This window comes from Nocardiopsis sp. TSRI0078, from assembly GCF_001905145.1.
GTDB lineage: Bacteria > Actinomycetota > Actinomycetes > Streptosporangiales > Streptosporangiaceae > Nocardiopsis.
In genome coordinates this window covers 194,332-217,974 of record NZ_LWLB01000036.1, presented here as the reverse complement: position 1 = coordinate 217,974, position 23,643 = coordinate 194,332, and the positions used below count along the sequence as shown (strand labels likewise).

At 72.2% G+C, this 23,643-nt stretch carries 27 protein-coding genes and 3 pseudogenes; 16 read left to right on the top strand and 14 right to left on the bottom strand.

What is annotated here, in order from left to right:
* Positions 1-159: 159 nt before the first annotated feature.
* Entirely contained in the window at positions 160-636 is a 477-nt protein-coding gene (locus tag A6A08_RS25535) for a hypothetical protein (RefSeq protein WP_073705198.1), read from the top strand.
* Here A6A08_RS25535 and A6A08_RS25530 read toward each other — a convergent pair.
* From A6A08_RS25530 to A6A08_RS25520, 3 genes are all read right to left on the bottom strand, one after another.
* A complete protein-coding gene (locus A6A08_RS25530) occupies positions 620-2,098 on the bottom strand; it encodes a bifunctional phosphatase PAP2/diacylglycerol kinase family protein (RefSeq protein WP_073705197.1) in 1,479 nt (492 codons plus the stop codon). The two genes, A6A08_RS25535 and A6A08_RS25530, sit on opposite strands and share 17 nt — an antisense overlap.
* Positions 2,099-2,310: 212 nt before the next feature.
* Positions 2,311-3,096: an SDR family oxidoreductase gene (locus tag A6A08_RS25525; RefSeq protein ID WP_073705196.1), complete on the bottom strand. Its 786-nt coding sequence runs from the start codon at positions 3,094-3,096 to the stop codon at positions 2,311-2,313.
* A gap of 125 nt (positions 3,097-3,221) precedes the next feature.
* A complete protein-coding gene (locus tag A6A08_RS25520) occupies positions 3,222-4,271 on the bottom strand; it encodes an NAD(P)-dependent alcohol dehydrogenase (protein WP_073705195.1) in 1,050 nt (349 codons plus the stop codon).
* 233 nt (positions 4,272-4,504) lie between these two features.
* Here A6A08_RS25520 and A6A08_RS25515 point away from each other — a divergent pair.
* The 4 genes and pseudogenes from A6A08_RS25515 to A6A08_RS25500 all read left to right on the top strand — a co-directional run.
* Positions 4,505-6,010 (top strand): annotated as a pseudogene (locus A6A08_RS25515) (MFS transporter); the annotation flags it as partial.
* 233 nt (positions 6,011-6,243) lie between these two features.
* On the top strand, positions 6,244-6,633 hold the full coding sequence (locus A6A08_RS25510) for a VOC family protein (protein ID WP_073705193.1): 390 nt from the start codon (positions 6,244-6,246) through the stop codon (positions 6,631-6,633).
* A gap of 11 nt (positions 6,634-6,644) precedes the next feature.
* A complete protein-coding gene (locus tag A6A08_RS25505) occupies positions 6,645-7,028 on the top strand; it encodes a VOC family protein (RefSeq protein ID WP_073705192.1) in 384 nt (127 codons plus the stop codon).
* A gap of 1 nt (position 7,029) precedes the next feature.
* On the top strand, positions 7,030-8,022 hold the full coding sequence (locus A6A08_RS25500; protein ID WP_073705191.1) for a sigma-70 family RNA polymerase sigma factor: 993 nt from the start codon (positions 7,030-7,032) through the stop codon (positions 8,020-8,022).
* 42 nt (positions 8,023-8,064) lie between these two features.
* Here the strand turns inward: A6A08_RS25500 and A6A08_RS25495 are convergent, their stop codons facing one another.
* Both A6A08_RS25495 and A6A08_RS25490 read right to left on the bottom strand, forming a co-directional pair.
* Complete coding sequence (locus A6A08_RS25495; RefSeq protein WP_073705190.1) at positions 8,065-8,583, bottom strand: ATP-binding protein; 519 nt, start codon at positions 8,581-8,583, stop codon at positions 8,065-8,067.
* Between the two features lie 99 nt (positions 8,584-8,682).
* Positions 8,683-9,819 carry a protein-L-isoaspartate(D-aspartate) O-methyltransferase gene (locus A6A08_RS25490; RefSeq protein ID WP_073705189.1) on the bottom strand — a complete coding sequence of 379 codons (1,137 nt, stop codon included), beginning with the start codon at positions 9,817-9,819 and terminating at the stop codon, positions 8,683-8,685.
* A 273-nt stretch (positions 9,820-10,092) separates the two neighbouring features.
* Between A6A08_RS25490 and A6A08_RS25485 the strand changes: the two genes are divergently transcribed.
* Together A6A08_RS25485 and A6A08_RS25480 are read left to right on the top strand one after the other, a co-directional pair.
* On the top strand, positions 10,093-11,601 hold the full coding sequence (locus tag A6A08_RS25485; RefSeq protein WP_073705188.1) for a helix-turn-helix domain-containing protein: 1,509 nt from the start codon (positions 10,093-10,095) through the stop codon (positions 11,599-11,601).
* The gene (locus A6A08_RS25480) at positions 11,598-12,080 is read left to right on the top strand and encodes a hypothetical protein (protein ID WP_073705187.1); all 483 of its coding nucleotides are present in this window, start codon (positions 11,598-11,600) and stop codon (positions 12,078-12,080) included. The genes A6A08_RS25485 and A6A08_RS25480 overlap by 4 nt, the downstream gene beginning before the upstream one ends.
* Before the next feature lie 73 nt (positions 12,081-12,153).
* Here A6A08_RS25480 and A6A08_RS25475 read toward each other — a convergent pair whose 3' ends face one another.
* A complete protein-coding gene (locus A6A08_RS25475; RefSeq protein ID WP_073705186.1) occupies positions 12,154-13,002 on the bottom strand; it encodes an alpha/beta fold hydrolase in 849 nt (282 codons plus the stop codon).
* A gap of 457 nt (positions 13,003-13,459) precedes the next feature.
* On the opposite strand from A6A08_RS25475, the gene A6A08_RS28395 reads away from it, so the two are divergent.
* The 4 genes from A6A08_RS28395 to A6A08_RS25455 all read left to right on the top strand — a co-directional run bounded on the left by A6A08_RS28395 (position 13,460) and on the right by A6A08_RS25455 (position 15,358).
* On the top strand, positions 13,460-14,164 hold the full coding sequence (locus tag A6A08_RS28395) for an SMI1/KNR4 family protein (RefSeq protein ID WP_199867043.1): 705 nt from the start codon (positions 13,460-13,462) through the stop codon (positions 14,162-14,164).
* A 222-nt stretch (positions 14,165-14,386) separates the two neighbouring features.
* Positions 14,387-14,671 carry a hypothetical protein gene (locus tag A6A08_RS25465; protein WP_073705184.1) on the top strand — a complete coding sequence of 95 codons (285 nt, stop codon included), beginning with the start codon at positions 14,387-14,389 and terminating at the stop codon, positions 14,669-14,671.
* Positions 14,668-14,919 carry a hypothetical protein gene (locus A6A08_RS25460; RefSeq protein WP_073705183.1) on the top strand — a complete coding sequence of 84 codons (252 nt, stop codon included), beginning with the start codon at positions 14,668-14,670 and terminating at the stop codon, positions 14,917-14,919. The genes A6A08_RS25465 and A6A08_RS25460 overlap by 4 nt, the downstream gene beginning before the upstream one ends.
* 19 nt (positions 14,920-14,938) lie before the next feature.
* A complete protein-coding gene (locus tag A6A08_RS25455; protein ID WP_143181839.1) occupies positions 14,939-15,358 on the top strand; it encodes a hypothetical protein in 420 nt (139 codons plus the stop codon).
* 399 nt (positions 15,359-15,757) lie between these two features.
* On the opposite strand, the gene A6A08_RS25445 is transcribed toward A6A08_RS25455, so the two are convergent.
* Positions 15,758-16,378: a TetR/AcrR family transcriptional regulator gene (locus A6A08_RS25445; RefSeq protein ID WP_242422897.1), complete on the bottom strand. Its 621-nt coding sequence runs from the start codon at positions 16,376-16,378 to the stop codon at positions 15,758-15,760.
* A gap of 122 nt (positions 16,379-16,500) precedes the next feature.
* Here A6A08_RS25445 and A6A08_RS25440 point away from each other — a divergent pair, with 122 nt between their 5' ends.
* Positions 16,501-17,337, top strand: a complete 837-nt coding sequence (locus A6A08_RS25440) for an alpha/beta fold hydrolase (RefSeq protein ID WP_073705180.1) — start codon at positions 16,501-16,503, stop codon at positions 17,335-17,337.
* 88 nt (positions 17,338-17,425) lie between these two features.
* Here A6A08_RS25440 and A6A08_RS25435 read toward each other — a convergent pair whose 3' ends face one another.
* From A6A08_RS25435 to A6A08_RS29415, 4 genes and pseudogenes are all read right to left on the bottom strand, one after another.
* The gene (locus A6A08_RS25435) at positions 17,426-17,947 is read right to left on the bottom strand and encodes an ATP-binding protein (protein WP_073705179.1); all 522 of its coding nucleotides are present in this window, start codon (positions 17,945-17,947) and stop codon (positions 17,426-17,428) included.
* Between the two features lie 56 nt (positions 17,948-18,003).
* Entirely contained in the window at positions 18,004-18,171 is a 168-nt protein-coding gene (locus tag A6A08_RS28070) for a hypothetical protein (protein ID WP_158069303.1), read from the bottom strand.
* A gap of 86 nt (positions 18,172-18,257) precedes the next feature.
* A pseudogene (locus A6A08_RS29420) lies at positions 18,258-18,701 on the bottom strand (Scr1 family TA system antitoxin-like transcriptional regulator); the annotation flags it as partial.
* Positions 18,701-18,958: pseudogene (locus A6A08_RS29415) on the bottom strand (multiprotein-bridging factor 1 family protein); the annotation flags it as partial. The pseudogenes A6A08_RS29420 and A6A08_RS29415, both read right to left, overlap by 1 nt.
* 154 nt (positions 18,959-19,112) lie before the next feature.
* Here A6A08_RS29415 and A6A08_RS25425 point away from each other — a divergent pair.
* The 4 genes from A6A08_RS25425 (at position 19,113) to A6A08_RS25415 (ending at position 21,228) form a co-directional block, all read left to right on the top strand.
* The gene (locus A6A08_RS25425; protein ID WP_073705177.1) at positions 19,113-19,967 is read left to right on the top strand and encodes a helix-turn-helix transcriptional regulator; all 855 of its coding nucleotides are present in this window, start codon (positions 19,113-19,115) and stop codon (positions 19,965-19,967) included.
* Positions 19,964-20,170 carry a DUF397 domain-containing protein gene (locus A6A08_RS25420; RefSeq protein WP_073705176.1) on the top strand — a complete coding sequence of 69 codons (207 nt, stop codon included), beginning with the start codon at positions 19,964-19,966 and terminating at the stop codon, positions 20,168-20,170. Before A6A08_RS25425 ends, A6A08_RS25420 begins: the two co-directional genes overlap by 4 nt.
* Positions 20,171-20,478: 308 nt before the next feature.
* Entirely contained in the window at positions 20,479-20,649 is a 171-nt protein-coding gene (locus tag A6A08_RS28390) for a hypothetical protein (RefSeq protein WP_199867042.1), read from the top strand.
* Between the two features lie 117 nt (positions 20,650-20,766).
* A complete protein-coding gene (locus tag A6A08_RS25415; RefSeq protein ID WP_073705175.1) occupies positions 20,767-21,228 on the top strand; it encodes a PPOX class F420-dependent oxidoreductase in 462 nt (153 codons plus the stop codon).
* A 75-nt stretch (positions 21,229-21,303) separates the two neighbouring features.
* Here A6A08_RS25415 and A6A08_RS25410 read toward each other — a convergent pair whose 3' ends face one another.
* Genes A6A08_RS25410 through A6A08_RS25400 form a run of 3 tightly spaced genes read right to left on the bottom strand, consistent with a single transcriptional unit; the run spans position 21,304 to position 23,491 of the window.
* Complete coding sequence (locus A6A08_RS25410) at positions 21,304-21,600, bottom strand: hypothetical protein (RefSeq protein ID WP_073705174.1); 297 nt, start codon at positions 21,598-21,600, stop codon at positions 21,304-21,306.
* 35 nt (positions 21,601-21,635) lie between these two features.
* Entirely contained in the window at positions 21,636-22,040 is a 405-nt protein-coding gene (locus A6A08_RS25405; RefSeq protein ID WP_073705173.1) for a four-helix bundle copper-binding protein, read from the bottom strand.
* A 50-nt stretch (positions 22,041-22,090) separates the two neighbouring features.
* The gene (locus A6A08_RS25400; RefSeq protein ID WP_083609278.1) at positions 22,091-23,491 is read right to left on the bottom strand and encodes a cytochrome P450; all 1,401 of its coding nucleotides are present in this window, start codon (positions 23,489-23,491) and stop codon (positions 22,091-22,093) included.
* Positions 23,492-23,643 lie beyond the last annotated feature (152 nt).

The window sequence follows — 23,643 nt, the reverse complement described above, 5'->3', positions numbered from 1 at the left end:
TCCGGATGCCCCGGCGGGTCGTGTCCGGACTTCTGTTCCCACGGTCGGTATGGTTCCTCTAACCAGGAGCGACCGAAAAGGGACGGTGTCGGAGCCCGCACGCCCGACGTCCCCGACCGACCGGACACACCACGGACCCGACCAAGCCATGGAGCGATCATGAAACTGCCTCTCAGCACGCGCGACCTGCCCCTGCGCATCGTCACGGGAGCGTTCGTGCTCAACTCCGGACTGGAAAAGCGCGGGGCCGACGAGGAGGCGGCCCAGGGACTCCACGGCATGGCGGCGGGAACCTACCCCTTCCTCAAGGACATGGAACCCGCCACCTTCGCGCGGCTGCTGTCGACCGCGGAGATCACCCTGGGCACCGTCCTGCTGCTCCCCGTCGTCCCCAGCCGGATCGCCGGCGCGGGCCTCACCGCGTTCGGGGCGGGCCTGTTCGGCCTGTACCTGCGCACCCCGGGGATGCGCCGGCCCAACAGCCTGCGCCCGACCGAGCAGGGCCTTCCCCTCTCCAAGGACGCCTGGCTCCTGGGAGCCGGGCTCAGCCTCCTGCTGGGCAGCGACACCGACCGGGGAGCCACCCGGCGCCGCGGCCGCGGACTCCGCTGCCCGTCGATCACCGGCCGGGGCTGAGCGCGGGCACGAACACCCGCAGGACCGCGCGCCGCTTGGTGAAGACGACCGTCCTCGAACCCTCCATCACCTCTCCGTCCACGGCCAGCAGCCTCGGCTCGCCCCTGATGGCCAGCGACAGCCCCGTGGTCAACCGCTCCGAGTAGCCCTCACTGCGCGAGAACCGTCCCAGCAGCACGTCCGCGAGGGCGCGCATCCGGGGGAAGGGCTCCCGGGCGGTGAGCACCCGTACGTCCAGCCATCCGTCGTCCAGCCGCTCGCGCAGTGCGGGCACCCGGGCGTGCGTGCGGTACTGGCAGTTGCCCACGAACGCCCACCACACCTTGGTCGGCTCGCCGTCCACCAGCGCCGCGGTCGGGCTCACCTCCAGCAGGTCCCGCCACAGGGCCAGTGCGAACGCGGGCCACTTGCCGATCCGGTCCGCCCACCGGTCGCGCCGGTGCACCATGCGCGGGTAGGAACCGAACGACGCGGTGTTGAGGAAGGTCCGTCCGTCCACCTCGCCCACGTCCACCCGGGCCAGCCTCCGGTCCGCGAACGCCCGCAGCGCGACCTCCACCGAGGTCAGTCCCAGGGTGCGGGCGAAGTTGTTGAGGGTGCCGTCGGGCAGGACCAGCAGCGGCCGGTCGTGTTCGAGGGCCGCGTGCGCTCCGGCGTTGACGGTGCCGTCGCCGCCCGCCACCGCAAGGACGTCGGAGGTGCGCGCCGCCCGGTCCATGACCTCGGCCACGTCGTCCTCCGCCGACAGCGGGAGGATCCGCGCCTTGGGCAGCGCCCGGGCCACCCTGCTCGTGACGTCGGCGGCGGGCAGGGAGGGCACCGCGCCCGCGGCGGAGCGCGGGTTGACCACCACCGTCACCCCGGAACCCTCGGGGTCCACGTCCGCCTCCCCGTCGGACACCGCCCCCGCGCCGAAGACCAGTTCGGGGCGGCGCGGCACCACCATCCGGGCGAGCACGGCCGCACCGGAGCCGATGGCCATGCCCGCGAGCACGTCGCCGGGATAGTGGACGCCGCTGTGCACACGTGAGAAGGCCACCGCGCCCGCCATGGTGACGGCCAGCGCGGCCAGCGGCCTGGGCGCGTCCGCGATGATCCCGCCCGCGTAGGCCGCCGCGGCGGCGGTGTGCCCGGAGGGGAAGGAGGTGCTGGGATAGGAGCGGTAGGGGGACCGCGCCCGAGGTACGGCCGAGTTGTCCGGACGGGACCGGTTGGACAGCTGTTTGACCACCGCGGAGACGGTGTTGGCGGTCCCCGCGGCCAGGATGGCGCGCAGGGCGGTGCGCCGCAGCCGGGGCCCGCCCGTGGCGGCGAGGGTGGCCGACATCAGGAACCAGGGCGCCATGTTGTCGGTCGCCTGCACGAACTTGGGCGTGTAGGGGTCCAGAGCGGGCGGGCCCAGCCCGGTCACCCGGTCGTAGACCTTCTTGTCGAGCTTCTGGAGGCGGTTCTTCAGGCTCATCGACCCAGAGTGTGACGAGTGGGGGCGGATGTCCACAAAGACGCGCCTTCGGGCGGGCCTTCGTGGTACTGGCCACACCGGACGCCGCGCCGCCCCAGGTGGAGGGCGCCGCGCCGGAGCCCTCCGGCCGCGGCGGCGCCCGCCACGGGTACGCGTGCTCCGCCGCACGTGGACCGGCCTCCCCGGGCCGCCGGTCCCCGGAGAGGCCGGTCCTACACCGCGGGGATCTGGCCGCCGTCCACCCGCACCACCGAGCCGGTGATGTAGGCGGCCTGCCTGCCGGCCAGGAACGCGGCCACCGCCCCGTACTCCTCGGGCCTGCCGTAGCGCCGGGCGGGGATGGCGGAGCGGGCGTCGCTCTCGACCTCCTCCAGCGGACGGCCCTCGCGCTCGGCGCGGGCGCGGTCCAGCGAGTCCGTGCGCGGGGTGGAGATCCGGCCGGGCACGATCACGTTCGAGGTCACCCCGTCCGCCGCGACCTCGTTGGACACCGTCTTGGACCAGGAGTGCAGCGAGGCCCGCAGGCTGTTGGAGATCCCCAGGTTCGGGATCGGCGCGATCGGACCGGACGAGGTGCTCGTGATGATCCGTCCCCAGCCGCGCTCGCGCATCCCGCCGACCACGGCGTCGGTGAGCCGGACGACCGGCAGCACCATGGCCCCGTACATCTCCTCCCAGAGCCCGGCGTCCTGCCCGAGGGCGGGGGTGGGCGGCGGCCCGCCGGTGTTGTTGACCAGGATGTCCACCGGGCCCAGCTCCTCGGCCACGCGTCCGGCGATCTCGGGCGCCCGCCCGTGGTCGGCCAGGTCCCACGTGAGGGCCAGCGCGGACACGCCATGCTCGGCGCACGCCGCCGCGGCGGCCTCCAGGCGCTCCTCGTCGCGGCCGGTGACGGCCACGTGCACGCCCTCGGCGGCCAGGGCGACGGCGATGGCCCGCCCCAGGCCGGAACTGGCGGCGGTGACCAGCGCGACCCTTCCCGCGATTCCCAGGTCCATGTCTCTCCTCACGGTTCCTAACGGTGCACACGGCATCCTGGCAGTCCACCGGCCCCGCGGGGAACCCGGGGGCCGCCGGGCGTCAGTGCGGGGGCGGAGCCGTCCCGGGCCCCGTGCGGGACGGGTCAGCCCCCGCCGGGCACCACCACGGCGCGGCCGAAGACCTCCCCCTCCTCCAGCCTCCGGTAGGCCTCCAGCGCCTCGTCCATGGAGAACCGCTCGACCTCCGGGCGGATCTGCCCGGCCCGGTACATGTCCACCACCTCCCACAGTTCCCCCACCGTGCCCCAGTAGGTGTTGGTGACGTAGGACTCGTACGGGTTGGTGAAGAACGAGAACTGGTGCGTGCCGCCCGCGATCCCCACCACGGTCAGCCGTCCGCCCTGGGCCATCACCGCGGCCGCCGTGGTGATGGTCGGGGTGGCGCCGACGAAGTCGAAGGCCGCGTCCACGCCCCGGCCGCCGGTGACCTCGCGGATCTCCTCGACCTGCCGCTCGCCCGCGCCCACGGTGATCGCGCCGTGGGACTCGGCCTCGGCCCGGGCCTCCTCCTTGAGGTCGGTGGCGATCACCGTCGCGCCGGTCAGCGCCCTCAGGATCTGCACGCCGATCTGCCCCAGGCCGCCCAGCCCGATCACCAGGGCGTGGCGACCGCCGCCCTCCAGGTGCGGCAGCGCCTCCTTGACCGCGTGGTACGGGGTCAGGCCCGCGTCCGACAGCGGAGCGGCGTCCACCGGGTCGGCGTCGCCCAGGGGGACCAGGTGGTGGGCGGGCGCGGTCATGTACTCGGCCATACCGCCGTCGCGCCCCAGGCCGACCGCCATGTAGGGCATCGTGGCGGCGTTCTCGCAGTAGGTGTCCTGCCCCCGCGCGCACTTGCGGCATTGGCCGCAGCCGGTCGGCCCGTACACCAGGTAGGCTCCGCCGACCTCGACGCGCTCGCTCACACCCTCGCCGAGCGCCTCCACCCACCCGGAGTTCTCGTGCCCCAGGACGAACGGGGGTTTTTGCGCCCCCGGTTGGCCCTCCCTGAAGTGGCGGTAGACGCTGACGTCGGAGTGGCACGCGCCGGAGCCCGCCACCCGCAGCAGTACCTCCCCGGGGCCGGGCTCGGGTTTGGGGACGTCCCTCAGGGACGGGAACTGCTCGTAGTTCTCGAAGACCACGGCTCGCATGGGTGTCTCCCTCTCCTCTTCCGCGGGCCGGGCGGCACGGCGCGCGCCGCCCGGCACTCCCGGTGCACGCATGGCCGCTCGACGCTATCAATCCAGGTCAGCACTGTCTGTCAACGCAGGCTCCGAAAACCGTCCGGTCTTTTTTGCCCGGCCCGATGAGTCCCCGCCGCCGACCATGTCCGTACGTGTGAACGAACCGCCCCGGGCGGAACCGACGGACGAGGAAGGCCGCGATGAACGGCGAGAAACCGACCCCCGCACGCGCGGGAGGGCGCGAGTGGCTCGGGCTGGGCGTGCTGGCGCTGCCCACCCTGCTGCTGTCCCTGGACATGAGCGTGCTCTATCTGGCACTGCCCCACCTGGCCGCCGACCTGCGGCCCTCCGGCAGCCAGCTGCTCTGGATCATGGACGTGTACGGCTTCATGATCGCGGGGTTCCTCATCACCATGGGCACCCTGGGCGACCGCGTCGGCCGCAGGCGCCTGCTGATGGTCGGCGCCGCCGTCTTCGGAGCGGCCTCCGTGGCCGCGGCGTTCGCGCCCAGTGCCGGGGCGCTCATCCTCACCCGCGCCCTCATGGGCGTGGCCGGAGCCACCCTCATGCCCTCCGCCCTGGCCCTGATCAGCAACATGTTCACCGACCCCCGCCAGCGCGCCGTGGCCATCTCCGTGTGGATGAGCTGCTTCATGGGCGGTACCGCCGTCGGCCCGGTGGTGGGCGGGCTGTTCCTGCAGTGGTTCTGGTGGGGTTCGGTGTTCCTGCTCGGCGTCCCCGTCATGGTGCTGCTGCTGGTGTGCGCGCCCCTGCTCCTGCCCGAGTACCGCTCTCCCGGATCCGGGCGCCTGGACCTGACCAGCGTCGCCCTGTCCCTGGCCGCCATCCTGCCGATCGTCTACGGGCTCAAGTCCCTCGCCGAGCACGGACCCGGCCCCGCCCCGTTCGCGGCGGTGGCCCTCGGGCTGGCCGTGGGCGCGGTGTTCGTGCGCCGACAGCTGCGCCTGTCCGACCCGCTGCTGGACCTCGGACTGTTCCGCGAGCGCTCGTTCGGCGTCGCCCTGGCCGTGATGGCGGTGGGGGCGGTCGCGATGGGCGGCACGTTCCTGCTGCTCAGCCAGTACCTGCAGATGGTCGCCGGACACTCCCCGCTGGCCGCGGGGATGTGGCAGGTGCCCGGGGCGCTGGTGATGATCGCCGCCACCATGGCCGCGGCGCCGCTGGCCGCGCGGATCGGACGGGCCAACGTCATCGGCGGCGGCATGTTCGTGACCGCGGCCGGGTTCGCCCTGCTGTTCCTGGCCCCCGCCGAGGGCGGCACCCTGATCGTCGTCGCCGGACTGGTGCTGGCCTCCGCGGGCCTGGGCCCCGGGGGCGCGCTGGGCACCGACATCGTCGTGGGGTCGGCGCCCAGGGAGAGGGCCGGAGCCGCCGCGTCGATGTCCGAGACCGGCGGGGAGTTCGGCGTCGCCATGGGCGTGGCCGTACTGGGCAGCCTGGCCTCCGCCGTCTATCGCGCCAACGTGGTCCTTCCCGAGGGCGTGCCCGAGGAGGCGGGGCAGACCCTGCCCGCGGCCGTCTCCGTCGCCGAGGAACTGCCCGCGGACCTGGCCGGGAGGCTGCTCGGACCGGCGCGCGAGGCCTTCACGGACGGCCTCAATCTGGCCGGGGCGGCCGGCTTCGCGGCCATGGTCGTGTTCGGGACGCTCGCCCTCGTCCTGCTGCGCTCGGCGCCGACGGCGGCGGACCGGCCGGCGGAGGAGGCGGCGGGGGAACCGGTGGACGCACCGGCGGGGAGCCCGGCGCAGAAGGCCGGGGAAAAGGGCCCGGAGGCCGATGAGTCCGACCCCGGCGGGGAGTCGGTACGGGTGAGCGGCACCGGAGACGGGACCCGGACCGGACCGGGCCTGAACCGGACTCGGACCGCACCTGGCCCGCATCGGGCCACACGATCCACACGACATCGACGGAGGACACCATGAACCGCCCCAGCCTCGACAGCCTCCTGCTCGCCACCACCGACCCCGACCGGCTGCGCGACTGGTACGCCGCCGTCCTGGCGCCCCAGGGCGTCAACGACATGGACGGCTACCGTGTCCTGCGCTTCGGCGCCTTCCACCTGCTCATCGACCGCCGCGACGACGTCGGGCCCAAGGCGGGCGAGCCCGTCCGCATGATCCTCAACTTCGACGTGGACGACGCCCGCGCCATCGCCGCCCGCATGGACGAGCGGGGCACCGATTGGCTGGCGCCCCTGGAGGACCGCGACGGCAGCCTGTTCGGCACCGCCGTGGACCCCGACGGCAACTACGTCCAGATCATCCAGCTCAGCGACGAGCACCGCGCCGCCATGGAGAGCGGCGAGTAGGGGAGGACACCGTGTTCGACGGCAACAGGGCCTTCGGCTCCTTCGCCGTTCCCGACACCGACGGGGCCGGCGAGTTCTACGGAGGCACCCTCGGGCTCACGATCGGCCCCGTCGAGGGCATGGAGGAGCACGGCCTGCTCCGCATCGACCTGGGGGAGGGGCGCGGCATCCTCGTGTACCCCAAGCCCGACCACGAGCCCGCCGACTTCACCGTGCTCAACCTGCCCGTGGACGACATCGACTCCGCCGTGGACGAACTCGTCCGCCGCGGGGTCCGGATGCTGCGCTACGAGGGCCTCGGCCAGGACGAGAGGGGGGTCTCGCGGAGCGACCCGGTCGTCGCCTGGTTCGCCGACCCGTTCGGGAACGTGTGTTCTGTCGTACAGGAGGCGTAACGTGACGGCCGTGGTGGAACACGCGTCTGACCAGGACTTCGTGAAGCTCGCCGCCCCGTACCGGAGAGAGCTGTTCGCGCACTGCTACCGCATGCTCGGGTCGGTGCACGACGCCGAGGACCTGGTGCAGGAGACCTACCTGCGCGCCTGGAGGGCCTACGACCGGTTCGAGGGCCGCTCCAGCCTGCGCACCTGGCTCCACCGGATCGCCACCACGGCCTGTCTCACCGCCCTGGACAAGCGCCGGAGGCGCCCCCTGCCCACCGGGCTCGGCGGACCCACCGACGAGCCCGAGGGCGAGTTGGCCGACCGGCCCGAGGTGCCCTGGCTGGAACCGGTGCCCGACGCCCTGGTCGGCGCCGACGACCCGGGCACGGTGGTGGAGGCGCGCGAGAGCGTGCGCCTGGCCCTGGTCGCGGCCCTGCAGTACCTGCCGCCCAAGCAGAGGGCGGTGCTGATCCTGCGCGACGTCCTGCGCTTCAGCGCCGCCGAGGTCGCCCACACCCTGGACACCTCCGTGCCCGCGGTGAACAGCCTGCTCCAGCGGGCCCGCGCCCAACTGGCCCGGGCGACCCCCAGCGAGGAGGAGGTGTCCGAGCCCCGGCCCGCCCAGCGCGAGACCCTCGCGCGCTACGTCGCCGCGTTCGAGTCCTACGACATCGCGGCCATCACCTCGCTGTTCACCGCCGACGCGGTGTTCGAGATGCCTCCCTTCGCCACCTGGGTGCGCGGCAGAGAGCGCATCGGCCGCCTCATCACCGCCCAGTGCCCGGCCAGCGGGCCGGGTGACATGGCGCTGGTGCCGACCGCCGCCAACGGGCAGCCCGCCTTCGCGGTGTACATGCGCGGCGGCGACGGCCTCCACCGGGCGTTCGGCATCCAGGTCCTGGGCCTGTCCCCCACGGGAGGGGAGGTCGTCCACACGGTGATGTTCTTCGACACCACCCTCTTCGGACACTTCGGGCTCCCCGCCACCCTGCCCCGGCGCGGATGAGGATGCGCGCCCGCACCCCCGGACCGGGTTCCCCAGCGCCCCCTACGCCCGTTCCGGAGACAGGTCGAACTCGGCCCAGACGACGCCGCCCTCCCCGCCGGGAGACGCGGTGCGCCGGGTCCCCCAGCGCGCGGCGAGGTGGTCGATCAGGAGCAGCCCCCGGCCCCGGACGCCCTCGTGCCAGTGTCCGGACCGGTCGCCGCGCCTCCCGCTGTCCGGGGGCGGACACGGGCCGCGCGCGGAGGCGTCCGCGACCCCCTGGCCGGCCATCGACAGCCGCAGGACGCGCCCGCCCTCCGGAAGGTGGTGCAGGGACAGCACGCACACCACCTCCTCCGGGCCCTCGCCGGGCGGCCCGTGGTCCACGGTGTCGGCGAACATCTCGCTGGCGCACAGCACCACGGCCGCGGTCGGCTCTCCCCTGGTCCCGGCCACCTGGGCCAGGTCGGCGCGCAGGTCGGCCCTGAGCCGGACGACGGCGGACGGACTCGCGGGATAGGTGCGGGGCGTCCAGCGCCTGCCGGGGTCGATCGGGCGTCGGGGCTGGGGCAGGACGGTCATCTCGGTTCCTCGGATCGGGGGTGCGGTCGGGGCGACAGAAGGCTGGTTCCTCCGGGCGGACGGCGGCCCTCGGACACGGGCGTTCCCTCCGGCCCGGCCCTATCCCGACGAGGCGAGGACCGAGTCCTCGTCGTCGAGCCACACCAGCTGGTGCTCGGCGGAGACGGTCAGCCCGAACCGCGTGTACGCGGGCCGCCCGGCCTCCACCCACCGCAGGCGGGCGGCCTCCAGTTCGGTGAACAGGCTCCGCGGGCCGTGCTGGCGCACCTCGTGGCCGGACTCCCCGTGGCGGGGGGCGGCGTGCCAGGAGGCCCAGGACCCCGTGGCCGGATCCACCAGGTAGACCCGGGGGTCCCCGGCCTCCCCCGTGTGCCGCACGCGCCGGTACACGCCGGGCATCTGCAGACCCACGGCGAAGGAGGCGTCGCGGTCGTCGAGCAGGTCCTCGGGGCCCAGCCGGATACGCGTGGCGGCGTGGTCGGGTTTCGCTCGGACGTAGGTCTCCAGCAGTCGGCGCGGGGCCCGGTCCGCGCGCGCCCACACGCAGTCGGCGTGTCCGACGAACCTCCCCTGGGCCGTCCCGCGCGGCCCGACCACCAGGTCGGCCAGGGCCCCGTGGTGGAAGGCGTTGCCCCACGGCGTCAGGATCCGCCCGCCGGGCCGGGACTGCGCCACCCAGGCGTAGGGGACCCGGCGCACCGCCACGGCGCTGACCACGCGGTCGTAGGGGGCGCGGCCCGCCCAGCCCTGCATGCCGTCCCCGCCGACCACCAGCGGCGTGAACCCCGCGCTCATCAGCCTGATCCGGGCGCGCTCGGCGAGCTCGAAGTCGATCTCCACCGACACGACGGCGTCGTCGCCCAGCAGGTGCGAGAGCAGGGCGGCGCCGTACCCGCTGCCGGTACCCACCTCCAGCACCCGCATCCCCGGAACGGCCCGCAGAAGCCGCATGGCCTCGGCCGCCGCGGACGGAGCCGGGGACGAGGACGTCGGCTCACCGGGCCCGTGGCGGGCCCCGTCGTCGACCTGGGTGACGACGGCGGCGTCGGCGTAGGCGGCCTCCATCCACCCCCGCTCGTCCACCTCCCGGTCCACGCGCCCGCCCGTGTCGGCGTCGGCGATCACGTCCGGCAGGAACAGGTGCCGGGGGACGGCGGCGAAGGCGGAGCGCCAGTCGGGGGACAGGACGCCCCGCCCGGCGAGGTCCTCGACCATCCTTCGGTGCGGGGGGATCATCGCGGACGCCTTCCGCGCCGGTCATCGCGCCGCCCGCCTCCGCGGCCGGAGGGGACGGCGGTCCGGAGCCCGCGGGCCCCGGACCCGACGCCGTGTCCGCCATGTGCGGTGGAGGTCACCGTTCTTCCTCCTCGGGTGATCACGTAACGGATCGGAGCAAGGTCCTTTTTCCATTACGGGAACGGGTGTTTTCGGGTAAGGATTACTAAGCGAGACACAACACCCTATGTCAGCCAAGACGGAATCCCGTGCCGATATACACCGGCGGTATGTATGGCAGAATCCCTGGTCGCCCCCTTCCCCTCCCCGCCACCCTCCTTCTGGTCCCGCGCCGACGTCCGCCGATCGCTCACCGAACGGGACGCCGGCGCCCTGTTCGGGCTCCTGCGCCAGTACACGGGCGCGAGCCAGCAGGCGATCGGATCCGCCGTCGACATGGCCCAGCCGCACGTGAGCGCGATCATGTCGGGAAAACGCGCGGTCACCGCGCTGGAGACGTGGCAGCGCATCGCCGACGGTTTGGCGATGCCCTCCCGAGCTCGCCGAACACTGGGCCTCGCAGACGCGGACGAAGAGTATTCGGCAGGTGTTTCCTGGGCGGATGCCTCGGTGGAGGAAGGCGATTCGCGGTCCGCGGCCAGAACGGCGCAGGACATCGTCGAGATCACGCTGAAGGACCTGATGAAACGCAGAGACGCATTCGCGGTCGGGGGAGCGCTCCTCGTGGGCGCCGCGCTGACGGAGACGCTCGAACACTGGTCGATGCCCCGGGCCGCCGATCCCGGCCGGGGCCGCGGCACCATCGGGGAGTCGGAACTGTGCCGCATCGAGGCCGCCACCGTGGCGCTGCGGCACTGGGACGACCGGTGGCGCCTGGGTATCCGGCGCAAGGCCGTCATCGGCCAGCTCTCGGAGGTCTCCGAGCTCGTCGAGCACCCCCAGTCCGCGTCCGTCCAGGCACGGCTGTTCGCGGTGATGGCCGAGCTGTCCAAGATCGTGGCCTCGATGTCCTTCGACGCCGGGGACCACCCGACGGCGCAGAGGTACTACACCCTGTCCCTGCGCGCGCTCCACCAGGCGGGACCCGGGTACCGCGCCTACGGCGTCGGGGTCCTGGCCGCCATGGCCCGGCAGATGCTGGACCTGCACCGGCCCGACGACGCCCTCGACATCTGCCGCCTCGCGCTCGACGGAGCGGACGCGGCCGGGGCGCCCGTGCGGGTGCGGGCCATGCTGCGCACGCGCGAGGGCTGGTCCTACGCGCGGATGGGGCGGCCGGAGGCCTACCGCCGCACGGTCGTCCAGGCCGAGGACCTCCTCGCGTCCGGGGAAACGGAGGAGGAGGGCTCGCAGGAGGCGCTCGGCTGGACGGGAGGCTTCGACCACGCCGAGCTGTCGGGGGTGGTCGGCGCCCGCTACCGCGACCTGGCCGCGAGCCGCGAGGACCGCGGCGCCCGGTACAGGCACGCCGAGTCCTCCGCCGCCTACATCACCCGGGCGCTGCGGTCCAGGGACCCGGCCAGGAAACGCGGCAGGGCGTTCGACCTCGTGGGGCTCGGGCGTACCTACCTGCTGCTCGACGAGCCCGCCGAGTCCGCCCGCGTGGTGCGCCAGGCCGCGGCCCTGGAGTCCTCCCTCGACTCCGGCAGGGTGCGCAGGCGCCTGGGCGACTGGTACACCGAGTCCGCCGCGCACCACCGTAACCCGCAGGTGGCCGAAGTCCGCGACGAGTTGTCACGTACGCTGCTGCACCATCAGCGAAATGTGAAGGGGATGACGTGACACGGATCGGAATCACTGGTCACTCGAATCTTTCCGCCGACAGCGTGGCACTGGTGCGCAAGGCCCTGGACGAGGCCCTCGCCCCCTACTCCGGCGACGGCCTGGTCGGAGTCTCCTGCCTGGCACGCGGCGCCGACCAGCTCTTCGCCGAGGCCGTGCTCGACGCCGGCGGCAGGGTGGAGGTCGTGCTGCCCTCGGCCGACTACCGCGAGGCCAAGGTCAAGCCCGCCGACCTGGACCGGTTCGACGGCCTGCTCGTGCGCTCGTCGCTGGTGCGCTACATGCCGCACCGCAGGGCGGACCGCTCCGCCTACGAGGACGCCAACAACGCCGTCCTGGACGGCGTGGACCGGATGTTCGCGGTGTGGGACGGCCGGCCCTCGGGCGGCCGGGGCGGGACCGGCGACGCCGTCGAGGCGGCACGGGACAGGGGCGTGCCGGTGGACGTGGTCTGGCCCGAGGGCGCCCGGAGGGACTGAAGTCCCGGACGGAAAGGCCGCGTTCTCGGCCCGGACCGCACGGATGTCCTCGGGCGGGCCGCGGGGGTGCCGCTCAGCCTCCGTCCAGCACGCGGAGCAGGGTGTCGGCGAAGGCGTCGGGACGGGAACCGAAGCCGAGGTGGTCGCCGGGGAAGGCGACCGGGTCCGTGTCGAGCCGCAGCGCGAGGGCCAGGCCCATGTCGTGGATGGCCTTGCCGGCGTCCGCCTCGCCCAGGCCCACCGTCACCGGGACCCCGCTCGTGCGCAGGGCCTCCACGTCGGGCTCGTACAGGGACAGGGGCATCAGCCCGTGGGAGAAGAAGTGGTCGAAGTTCCCGCTGACGCGCTCGAAGGTCTCGGCGTCCTGGTGCCACGGGTTGTCCGCCGGTGTGCTCCCGTCGCCCGGCTTCGGTTCGCTGTCCAGGCCGTTCAGTTCCAGGAACCCGCCCATCGCCGCCTCCACGCCCCCGCGTTGGTAGGCGTCGTAGACGTCCTTGCCGCCGGCCATCATCTCGGAGGGGTCGTCGAGCAGCGTCAGGCACGGCGGCTCGTGCGCGACCAGTTCCCGTACCAGTGTGGGATGGCGCGCCACCAGGTCGAGCCCGACGTGGGCGCCCGCGCTGTTGCCGAACACGTGGGCGGGGATGCCCACCTCGGAGATCAGGAGCGCGGCGTCGTCGCCGTGCACGTCCACCCGCTGCTCCTCCGGCTCGCCGTCCAGGGTGCTCCGCGAGTTGCCGCGCGGGTCGTAGGCCACGGTCGTGTAGTGGTCGGCCAGGTGCTCGGCGATCCCGTCGTAGACCCCCGCGTCCTGCGGGCCGCCCGGGATCAGCAGCAGGACCGGTCCCGACCCCCGGACCTCGTAGTGGAGCCTGGCCCCCGGCACCTTCAGCGTGTGCGTCTCGGGTGAGTGGTGCGACATGGTCTCTTCAGTCCCTCCCGGCGCGGTACCGCGCGCGGTTCGCTGTGGAAACTGGCCCGTCCAGTACTCCACGTGCCCCAAAACCGGCACGAACAGTGCCAATGGAACAGAAAGGGAGGAATCTGGGTCAGCGGTCGCACGAGGGACCGTCCGGGCCGAGACGGTCGCGCGCCCCGGCCGATGCCGTCCGGCGTGCCGACCGGGTCGACGTCCAGGGGATCGCTACCCCGAGCACATGCAGCGGTGGATCGACCGCTGACCCGCACGCGGCGCCGGAGCGTGTGGGAATCCCGCGACGTGCCCCGGGCCGTGGCGCACAGGACACGGGTACCGAGGGCGCGGGAAAGGGTCACGGGTCCGGTGGCCGCGACCCTGTTGACGGCGTTCGGCGGCCGACGGCTCTGGAGGCGGGCAGGGCGGGGGCGGTTCTGCCACAGGCGGTGGGCACACTGGCCGCGTGACACATGAGGACGACGCGGTGTTCGAGGCCGTACGCGCACGAGTGCTTTCCGGTGAGTACCTGGACCACCGGCTCGGTCCGCCGGTCGACGCCGACGGCGATGTGATCCGTCATCGTGCCGACCGAGGATCGTGGCGGATGGTCTACTTCAAGGGCACCCCGGAGTACGACACCGCGCTCGCCTCGGGGCTGCCCGACCCGCTGCCGCCGCTGACACCCGCCCCCGAGGAGGCGGTACGCGAGTGCGAGGAGCTCCTCGGCCGCCCTCTGCCACCGCTGCTGCGGCGCTGCTATCTCGAACTCGGCGACGGGGGCTTCGGCCCCGGCTACGGCCTGTTGCCTCTGCGGGACCCGGAGAACGGCCACTCCATCATCAGTGCCTTCGAACGGCGGGCGGAGTGGTCCGGGACTTGGCGGCCTGTGGCGGGGTCGCTCCTGTCTCTGTGCGACTGGGGGTGTGGCATCGAGTCGCTGGTCGACTGCCGCAACCCGTCCGGTGGGATGTGGGCCATCGACCCCAACCCGGCGCCCGAGGACGATCCGGACGCGATGCTGTTCCCCCAGGAGTTCACCTTCACCGAGTGGATGCGCCGGTGGGCCGACGGCACGCTCCAGCAGCCGTGTCTGGTCCAGGACGGGGAGACGGGGCTCTGGCGGGGTGCCACCAGCACCGAACTCGGGACTCCGTGGCGTTCGGTGTGAACCGTGTGCTCCGGGGCCGGCCTCCGCCGAACGGTTTCGACGAACCCCTCCGGGACGGTCGGCCAGCGCGTCACCCGCTCGCCGAAGCCGACTCCGCCCTTCTCACCGTCCAACGCGACGGCGCCCACTCCGCGGGTGTGGACTATCTCGTGCCCTCCGACGCCGTGCAGCGCGTCCGCGACCTGGGTGATGCCTGCGTCTTCCGTCGACAAGTGGGCTCCCATGATCTCGACCACGCGGGCCAGCACCGCCGTCCTCTTCGTCGACGCCTGTCGCGAAGGCTTCGAGGAGGCCACCGCCAGGAGCGCGGTGAGCAAGCGCCGCAGGTGGAGCAGGGGCACGATCGCCCTGGCCTCACGGCGGAAGTGGGCCTACGTCTTCAGTCGCGGCGTCGGGGAGTACTCCCGTTTCATCACCGACTCCACCGGAGGGTCCATGAGCGCTTCCTCGGCGGCCCTCTGCACGACGCTGCACGAGGACGGCTGTCCCGGCGACGCCGTGGCGTGACCAGGCGTCTCCAAGACCACCTGGACGGCCTCCTCGCCGAGTACGACCTTCCCGGTCAGGCGGTGGCGGTGCGCAGTGAGCAGGACGCCTCGGCGGTCACGCTCATCCCCGGTCTGCGACACGCCCCTCCTCCGGACGACCACGCCGAAGGAGACTCGTCCTGGTTCCGCGGAGTGCGCCGTTCGGCCTGCACGGCATGGGTTTTCACCTTGGGAATCATCCTGGACCAGGACCAGGGGAACTACTGAATCCAGAAGGGCGACCCCCGTGAACGAAGAGCACGAAGGCGCGATCCACCACGTCCACCCCGGAATCATCAGCATCCCGGTGAGGGATGTCGGGGGAGAGGCACCGAAAGTATGCCCGATGGGAGAGCCGAGCCGACAGATGTCCGTCTCCAACGTGTATCTGCAAAGCGGTGGGCTCATGAGTAGGGCCTACAGTCCTCTGGGGGTGGAGAAGGACCTCGCCCTCCTCTTCGCCCGGACGCATTACGACGGCACGCGAGAGGAGTTCGTGTACCATCCCGGTGCTTTGGCCCTGGTCGGGGAAGGGGCCGCGCTGGTCGCTACGGTGTCCGGAATCATCTACAAGATCTACATGCAGAGAAACAACAGCGGAGACCAGGACACCAGAGAGAACCAGGACAACGGAAGTAGAATGCACCGGTGGCCGGAAACGCGATGATCGCCGCTGGTGGTGTGAGTGCCCTCTGGGGGCTGGGCCGGACGGTGGCGAAGTTCAGGGACGTCGAACAGTTCTCCTGGGCGGGGTACTACGGTGTCTTCGGCGGCGACCTCCAGCTGAGCGGGGCCTACTACCGTCCTCGGCCCTGGCCTCGGTCCTCCACGTGGGGCCGTCGGTCCTCCGGCGGCCCATGCCGGTCCTGACACCGCGCGCTTTTCCGCGTCCGGGCGCGGCAGGAATCTGGCCGGTGTCGAGGTGACCCGAGGAGGGTCTGCGGTACAGGATGTCTTTGCCCGCGGTTCGGATACGCTTCTCACGCGTGCGGGGATGGTCCCACCCGTGCGCATCCCAACCGGCGGAGCCGACGGTGCTCCCCACGCACACGGGGACGGCTCCGGCCTACACGTCGCTCGTGGCGCGGCTCTGGGAGTTCTTCCCCCACGAGTCGGATCCGACTCTGTCCAGGGCCGCGTCGATGAGCACCTCGGCGGCCTCGCGCGCCCGGTCGGCGGCCTGTGCCTGACCCGTGATCGCCGCGGTGGTCTGCGCGCCCTCCGCCAGGAGCGCGAGCTGCTCGGCCAGGGAGGAGTCCACGCCGATCCGCTCCACCAGCTCGCCCAGGTAGCGCTGGAAGGACACCTTGTGCTCGCGGGCGATGTCGGCGACGTCGGAGTTGACCGCGCCCAGCTCCGCGAAGGCGTTGACGAACCCGCACCCCCGGAAGCCCTCCTCGCAGAACCACTCGGACAGGAACCCGTAGACCGCCAGCAGCTTCTCCCTGGGGGTACCGACCGCATTCACGTGCTCGTCCAGCCTCTCGGCCCACATCCGCCGCCGACCCCGCAGGACGGCCATGACCACGTCGTTCTTGGAGGGGAACAGCCGGTAGAGGCGGCGCAGCGAGACCCCGGCGGCGTCCCGCAGCTGGTCCATGCCCACGGACGAGAAGCCCCGCGTGTAGTAGAGCCGGTCGGCCGCGGCGATGATCCGTTGGCGGTACTCCTCGTTGTCCATGTCCATGACCACCAGTGTACTTGCGCTGAGAACGATCGTTCTCTAGACTCCGAAGCAAGCGAGAACGGTCGTTCTCGCGCATTGGCTCAAATGAGAACGATCGTTCTCAGCGAGGGAAGGGGTCCATCATGGGGCGCATCACCGTCGGAACCGAGAACAGCACTCCGATCGAGCTGTACTACGAGGACCGGGGCACCGGACAGCCGGTCGTGCTGATCCACGGCTACCCGCTCGACGGCCACTCCTGGGAGAAGCAGGCCGCCGCCCTGCTCGACGCCGGGTACCGGGTCATCACCTACGACCGCCGCGGCTTCGGCCAGTCCTCCCAGCCCTCCACGGGCTACGACTACGACACCTTCGCCGCCGACCTCAACACGGTCCTGGAGACGCTCGACCTCACCGACGCCGTCCTGGTCGGCTTCTCCATGGGCACCGGCGAGGTCGGCCGCTACCTGGGCACCTACGGCTCCGCCCGCGTCGCCAAGGCCGCATTCCTGGCCTCCCTGGAGCCGTTCCTGCTCCAGACCGAGGACAACCCCGGCGGCGCCGCGCCCCTGGAGTTCTTCGAGGGCGTCGTCGCCGACGTCAAGGCCGACCGGTACGCCTACTTCACCGAGTTCTACAAGAACTTCTACAACCTGGACGAGAACCTGGGCACCCGTATCAGCGAGGAGGCCGTCCGCAACAGCTGGAACGTCGCGGCGGGCTCGGGCGCGGTCGCCGCGGCGGCGGCTCCGCTGACCTGGTTCACCGACTTCCGCGCCGACATCCCCAGGATCGACGTCCCCGCGCTGATCCTGCACGGTACCGCGGACAACATCCTGCCGATCGACGCCACCGGCCGCGCGTTCTCGGCCCTGCTGCCGTCGGCGGACTACGTCGAGATCGAGGGCGCCCCGCACGGCCTGCTGTGGACCCACGCCGAGGAGGTCACCGAGGCCCTGCTGAACTTCCTCGCCAAGTAGGGCGGAGGCGGGCGGCACGGAGCGGCCGGCGGTCCCGGGGGCGCGTTCGACGGGGGCGCTCCCGGGACCTTCCGCGTGGCCGGAACCGTCAACGGCCGGGTTCGGCCCTCGCCGGGACGGGAAGGGCGAACTCGGCCCAGGTCACCGTGTCCAGCCCCGCACAGAAGGGGAAGTCCAGCACGGGACGGGCGCCCCAGTCGGCGGCCGTGTGCTCGACGAGCAGCAGGCCCCGGCCTCGCTCGGCCTCCCACCACTCCCCGGCCGTGCGCTGACGGGGCACCAGGGGCCTGGTGCCCCTGGCACCGTCGTCGATGACCGACAGGCGCAGCACGCTTCCGGCGCCCGGTGCGGTGTGGACGGCCAGGGTGCGGATGACCCGGCCGTCGGCCTCTCCCGAGCGCGGGTGCTCGACGGCGTTGGCGAACATCTCGCTGGCGCACAGCACCACGGTCTCGACCAGGTCGCCGCCGAGCCCGGTGAGCCGGGCCAGGTCGGTGCGCAGGTCCGAGCGCACGCGGCCGGTGGTGGCCAGGGTTCCCGGGTACAGGCGCGGCTCCCAGCGCCGTTCCGGGTGGGCGGTGGCGACAGGGGGCTGCGGCACAATGACCATGCCGGTATCTCCTTTTTCTGCTGGGTTTTGTGTGCTGGCCGTGCCCTGGAGGCGCTCTAACGCCTGCCAGGGCTTTGACGTGCCCGGCCGGTGGCGGTGGTGCCGTACGTGTCGCCGACGCCGTGGGGGAGGCCCGCGGTGAGGGCGCGTCGCCTGGGCCTGTCGGGGAAGCGTTCGATGACCTGGTCCAGCAGCCGCAGGGAGTCGGCGGCCGACAGGGCCACGCCCTGGAGAGTGGCGAACAGGCCGGTGTAGCCCTTGATGTGCGTGGCGTCGGTGACCAGATGGCCCGGTCCGCGCGGGTGCGGGGTGTGGCGAGGCTGTGGCGCGGGGAGAAGGAGAGGGTCCAGAGCGCGCCGCGCAGGCCGGGATGGGGTGCGGTTCCTTCGGGGACGACGTGGACGGTGACGCGGTCGCCGGTGGCCAGGCCGCGCAGGCGGGTGAGCTGGTCGCGCATGACGTCGGGGGCCACCGGGCGGGTCAGGGCGGCCTCGTCGAGGATGAGGCAGTAGTACGGCGGGCCGGGGTACGTGCCGCAGATCTCGCGGATCCTGGGCCGGTCCCGGATGAGGAACTCGGTCTCCATGGGGTGCTCGACCCGGTCCAGCGCGCGGGCGTAGTCCTCGGTGAGGAAGCCGTCGGGCAGGACCAGGGGAGCGTAGGCGCGGACCTGGAAGGCCTGGGGAGCAGATCGGCCACCGTGGCACCGGCCCGGAGGGCTGCGGTGATGAAGACCTGTGCCCAGGCGTCCCACAGCACGCCTTCGGCCTGGAGGGCGCTGCCCAGACGGCGGGCGTCGTTGCGCTCGGGTTCGGGTTCGGGGGCGCCGGACTCGACCTGCCGGATCCGGTGGGGAGAGGCGAAGGCGTTCTCGGCCAGTTCCTCGACCGACAGCCCCAGGCATTCCCGGGCCGCTCGGACCCGTTCCCCGAACCGCTCCCATCCCGACGCGGGATCCGGGGAAGGCTCCGCTCCTGACGACCTGGCGCTCCTCTGACGGCTCACAGCCATGGCAACTCCCAGCACAAGGCAGGCGGCGATCTGCCGTTCATCCCTACCGAAGGCCAGATTTCGACTACAGTGAGATTAGGCAACTCGCAAATACAAGTCTCATCTAGGAGTCGTCCGAGTTGTCCGTAGTGCGGAGAACAGGCAGGATTCAGTCATGGAGCGCAACCCCACACTTGCCCAGTGGCAACTCGCACAGGAACTCCGGCGTCTGCGTGGTGAGCGCAAGTTCAGCGAGGTGGTCAAGGCGGCGCGCACCACGGGCGGCAGTCTCGCCCGTTGGGAAACGCCCGGTGACCGGGGCTCGGTGCCCGGCCCTGCCGCTGTCGAGCGCCTGCTGCAGATCTATGGGGCCGAAGACCAGTTGGAGCGCATCCTCGCTTTGCGCAGGGAAGCCCGGCAACCGGACCGCTGGCAGCCCTTCGACCTGGACCGCAGTTACCGGACCTACGCCAACATCGAGTCGCAAGCGACCTCGATCGAGTACTACTCGTCCCAGATCATTCCGGGGATCGCTCAGACCGAGGGCTATGCGCGTGCGATCATCAACGCGACTCTCCAGCCTGGTGGAGATGCCGATCGTGAGTTGCAGGTGCGCATGGCGCGTCAGCGAGTCCTCCAGGAGGAGAAGCGTCCCGCCCTGTGGCTGATCGTGGCCGAGGGTGCCCTGCGCCAGGAGGTCGGTCCTCCGGATGTGATGGCCGGTCAGGTGGAGCACCTGATGGACCTCGCCCAGGAATCGGACATCACCCTCCAAGTGCTAGCGTTCTCGGCAGGTGCGCACGCTGCCATGCGACTACCGGCATTCGTCGTGCTGCACGTCAGTCACCACGGATTGACAGCGGTCTATTCGGAGGGCCAGGCGGCGAGTCTCTTCCTGACCGACCCTGAGGATCTGGAAGAGTACGCGGTTCTCTTCAACCGGCTTCGGGCGTCCGCCCTGGACGAGGGGCGTCCCACCCGGAAGCTTCTGGAGCGGATAGCCGCCGACCACAGAAGCAGGAAGGAATGAGCGCCTTGTTCGTCGACGATGGATCGGTGGCCTGGTTCAAGTCGAGTTACAGTGCCGCACACGGTGAATGTGTTGAGGTGGCAGAACTGGGCGGTTCGTCTGCTGTTCGCGACACCAGGCACCGCGAGCTGGGTGCTCTCACTTTTCCCGGCGCCGAGTGGCGTGCCTTCCTCAAGAGCTCTCAGACGAACAAGCGACGCTAGCCACGTCTTTGCAGTCGAGCCCTTGGAATTTTTGGGTCTTATGTCTGAATTCCGAGAAGTTGGAAAAACGGTCGCTTGCCGCTGGTAATTTCGCTGGTCGTTGACTGTGCTCCCCGCGCACGCGGGGATGGTCCCTCCTGCGCAAAAGGTTCGTGCAGGCCCAGACCGTGCTCCCCGCGCACGCGGGGATGGCCCTCCCACTGCGACCTCGGTCACCACTGGGATTCCTGAGGAACCAGGGGCGTGTGATCGTTGATGACGCCGGGTAGGGGCTGCCCAGAGCATCCGACTAGGGAGGAGGCCCGGACATGAGCGTTCCGGAGGAGTCCAGGCCCAAGACCAGCGACACCGACCAGGTCGTCAACGCCGACCACAGCGACGACTCGCAGGGTCCCGACACCCGGGGAGAGCTGGAAGCCGAACTCCAGGACAAGATGAAGAAGGAGAACATCAGCCGGGAGGACTTCGGGGAAGAGTAAGAGCGACTGTCAGGAGCGCCGGGGCCGCGTCGGCCCCGGCGCTCCTGACGTGTGCGGGGATACGCTGGCCCGGTCCACGCGATGGGCGCGTGCACCGCGAACAGCGAAAGCGAGACGATGAGCCCTTCGATCGCCACCAACACCCGTGTCGACCTCGACGGCCTGCTGGAGTTCGTACGTCCCCGCCACAGGGCCCTCCTCATCACCCGCCGGTCCGACGGCGAGCCCCAGGCCTCGCCGGTCACCTGCGGCGTGGACACCGAGGGCAGGATCGTGGTGTCCACCTACCCCGAGCGCGCCAAGGCCCGCAACGCCCGGCGCGACCCCCGGGTCAGCGTCGTGGTCCTGTCCGAGGACTTCGACGGCCCCTGGGTCCAGGTCGACGGCGACGCCGAGGTCATCGACGGCGAGGAGGCCGTCGAGCCCCTGGTCGAGTACTTCCGCGTCATCTCCGGCGAGCACCCCGACTGGGACGAGTACCGCGAGGCCATGCGCCGCCAGGGCAAGTCGCTGCTCCGCCTCACCCCGAGGCGGTGGGGGCCGGTCGCCACGGGCGGCTTCCCCGCCGACCGCGTCTGAACCCGGCCGCGGATCCCGTCCGACACGTGAGTGCCCCGCCGACCGAGCCCGGCGGGGCAAGCGCCTGCACGCCCGTCAGCGCACGGGCGGGTCACCGCCCTCCGGCGGCGGCTTCCGGTCCTCCCCGGCCGTGGGATCGTCCTGGGCGACCCCCTCGCCGGGCCTGGGACTCCCCAGGTCGGGGCTCCTGTCCCACCCGGTCGGATACCGCCTGCCCTCCGGCCTCTCCTTCCAGTAGTCCGGTGAGCGCACGGCCTCCTGTTTGCGGATGGTCTCCCGACGGATGATCCACAGCACGAGGAAGATCAGCGCGATCGGGACGGCGATGGCCACCAGGATCCCGAACAGCCAGCCGAGTGTCGGCCATTCCATCGTTGCCCTCCTTCAGGCGACGGCGGCACGACCCCTCACAGGGCCGCGAGAAGCTCACGGCACGCGCTCTCGCAGCGGCGGCACGCCTCGGCGCACACCCAGCAGTGATCCCGGTGCTCGGCGTGCCGCTCGCACTCCTCGCCGCACATGCGGCAGGCCTCCGCGCACGCCTTCAGCAGCGCCCGGACCAGGGCGCCGTCGCCCTCGGTCCGTCGGGAGAGCACCCTCCGGGTGACCTCGCACAGGTCCGCGCAGTCCAGGTCGGCGCGTACGCACGTGACCAGTTCCGCCACCGCCTCCTCACCCAGGCACGCGTCCGCGCACAGGGTGCACACCTGGGCGCACTCCCCGCAGGCCTCGATACAGGCCCGGAGCTTTTCCTCGACCCCGAAGCCCCGGTTGCCGGGGTGGGCGTCCAGCATCTGTTCGACGACGCTCATGTCTCCTCCTCAACGAACCCGGGCCGGACCCGCGGCGGGTCCGGCCCGGTTCAGGTCGAAAGCGAGAACCGCAGTGCGAAGTGGTTCAGCGACGCGGGCAGCCCCGACGCGGGCAGCGGTCCGCCCGCGTCCACGCGGGCCAGGTCCCGGTCCCGGAGCAGCGCGCGCAGGAACAGGGACACCGCCAGCGGCACCACGTCGATCCCCGCGCACGCGGCCGGGCCGTAGCTGAAGGGGAGGATCCCCGGCTCGTCCTCGGCGCGCCCGTCGAGCCAGATCCGCGGCTCGAACGCGTCGGCGTACGGAAGCCTCGAGGAGTCCCGGTGGAAGTAGGAGCTCACGATCAGGAAGGCGGTCCCCGCCCCGAACACCTCCTCCCGCCAGGACGTCTCGCGCGTGCTCTCCCGGATCACCACGAGCGTGGTCGGCCACAGCCGCGCCGACTCGCGCACCGTCGCCCGCAGCAGCGGCAGGTCGAGCCCCTCACGGGTGTCGACCTCCTCGCGCGCCGCGTACGCTCCCGGACTGAGCGAGGTCAGCAGCGCCAGGGCCCGGAACGCGACGACGGCGGCCGCGTCGAACGCGAACAGCCAGTGCGCCGCCTGGTCCTCCGGACGCGGGTCCGTGTCGCGGCCGCCCCCGGCGGGGGCTCCCGCGACCAGCCTCCGGGCCAGGCTGCCCGGTTCGGCGCGTTCCACGTTGGCGCGCACCCGGTCGAGGAACTCGGTCCTGGCCTTGTGGCGGACGGGGGCCGCGTACGCCCAGTTCGCCCGTGCCCGCAGGCGGTACAGCAGCTCGGTCGTCCGGTGGTCGTCCGCGGCGAAGGCGCCGAAGACCATCCTCCGGGCCATCGCGCCGAAGGACCGGGTGAACCGCCGCCAGTCCAGGTCGCCACCGTCCTCGTGCAGGGCGAGTGCGAGGGCGAGCGCCTCCTCGTCGGCCTGCGCCGCGAGGGTGTCCCCGTCGGGGTGGATCGCCTGCCCCGGCACCAGGGCGGCCTCGTTGGCCGCGCGCCGCCGGGGGCGGTCCGCGTGGTCGGAGACGAGTACTCCGTGCGGCTCGAAGTGCGACAGGGCGCCGTTCTTCTCCCGGCCGCCGGGAGAGAAGGGCTCCGGGGTCTCCCGCAGCAGCCGGCGCACGTCCTGCGGGGACAGCACCAGCGCCGCCCGGCGCCCCGCCAGGCTCAGCGGCAGCGGGTCGTCGCCGTGGCGTTCGCGCATCTCGCGCAGGGCGGCGACCGCCCGCCGGTCGGCGTCCAGCCCCGTGAGCAGCCTCGTCATCAGCGGGCGGCGCAGGACCACGCCCCGGGCGACGTTGGGCAGCAGGACCGAGGCCAGCAGACGCGCCGTCTCCGACGCGCCCGGGCGCCGTCCCTGTCGCGGACGGTCCGCCTCGCCCCGGCGGCCCGTCCCCGCCGGTGGCCGCGCCTCCCGCCGGTCTTGTGTGGGCATCGGAACCGTTCCCCCCTCGATCGGTCCGCTCCCGGACTCTGTCCCCGGACCCCTCCGCCCGGGCCTTTCCCGTTCCTTGGGCCCCTCCGCCGAGGGTCCCGCCTTCCGGCCACCGCTTCGGGCCTACGCCCGCGGGCCCCGCGGCCCCCGTG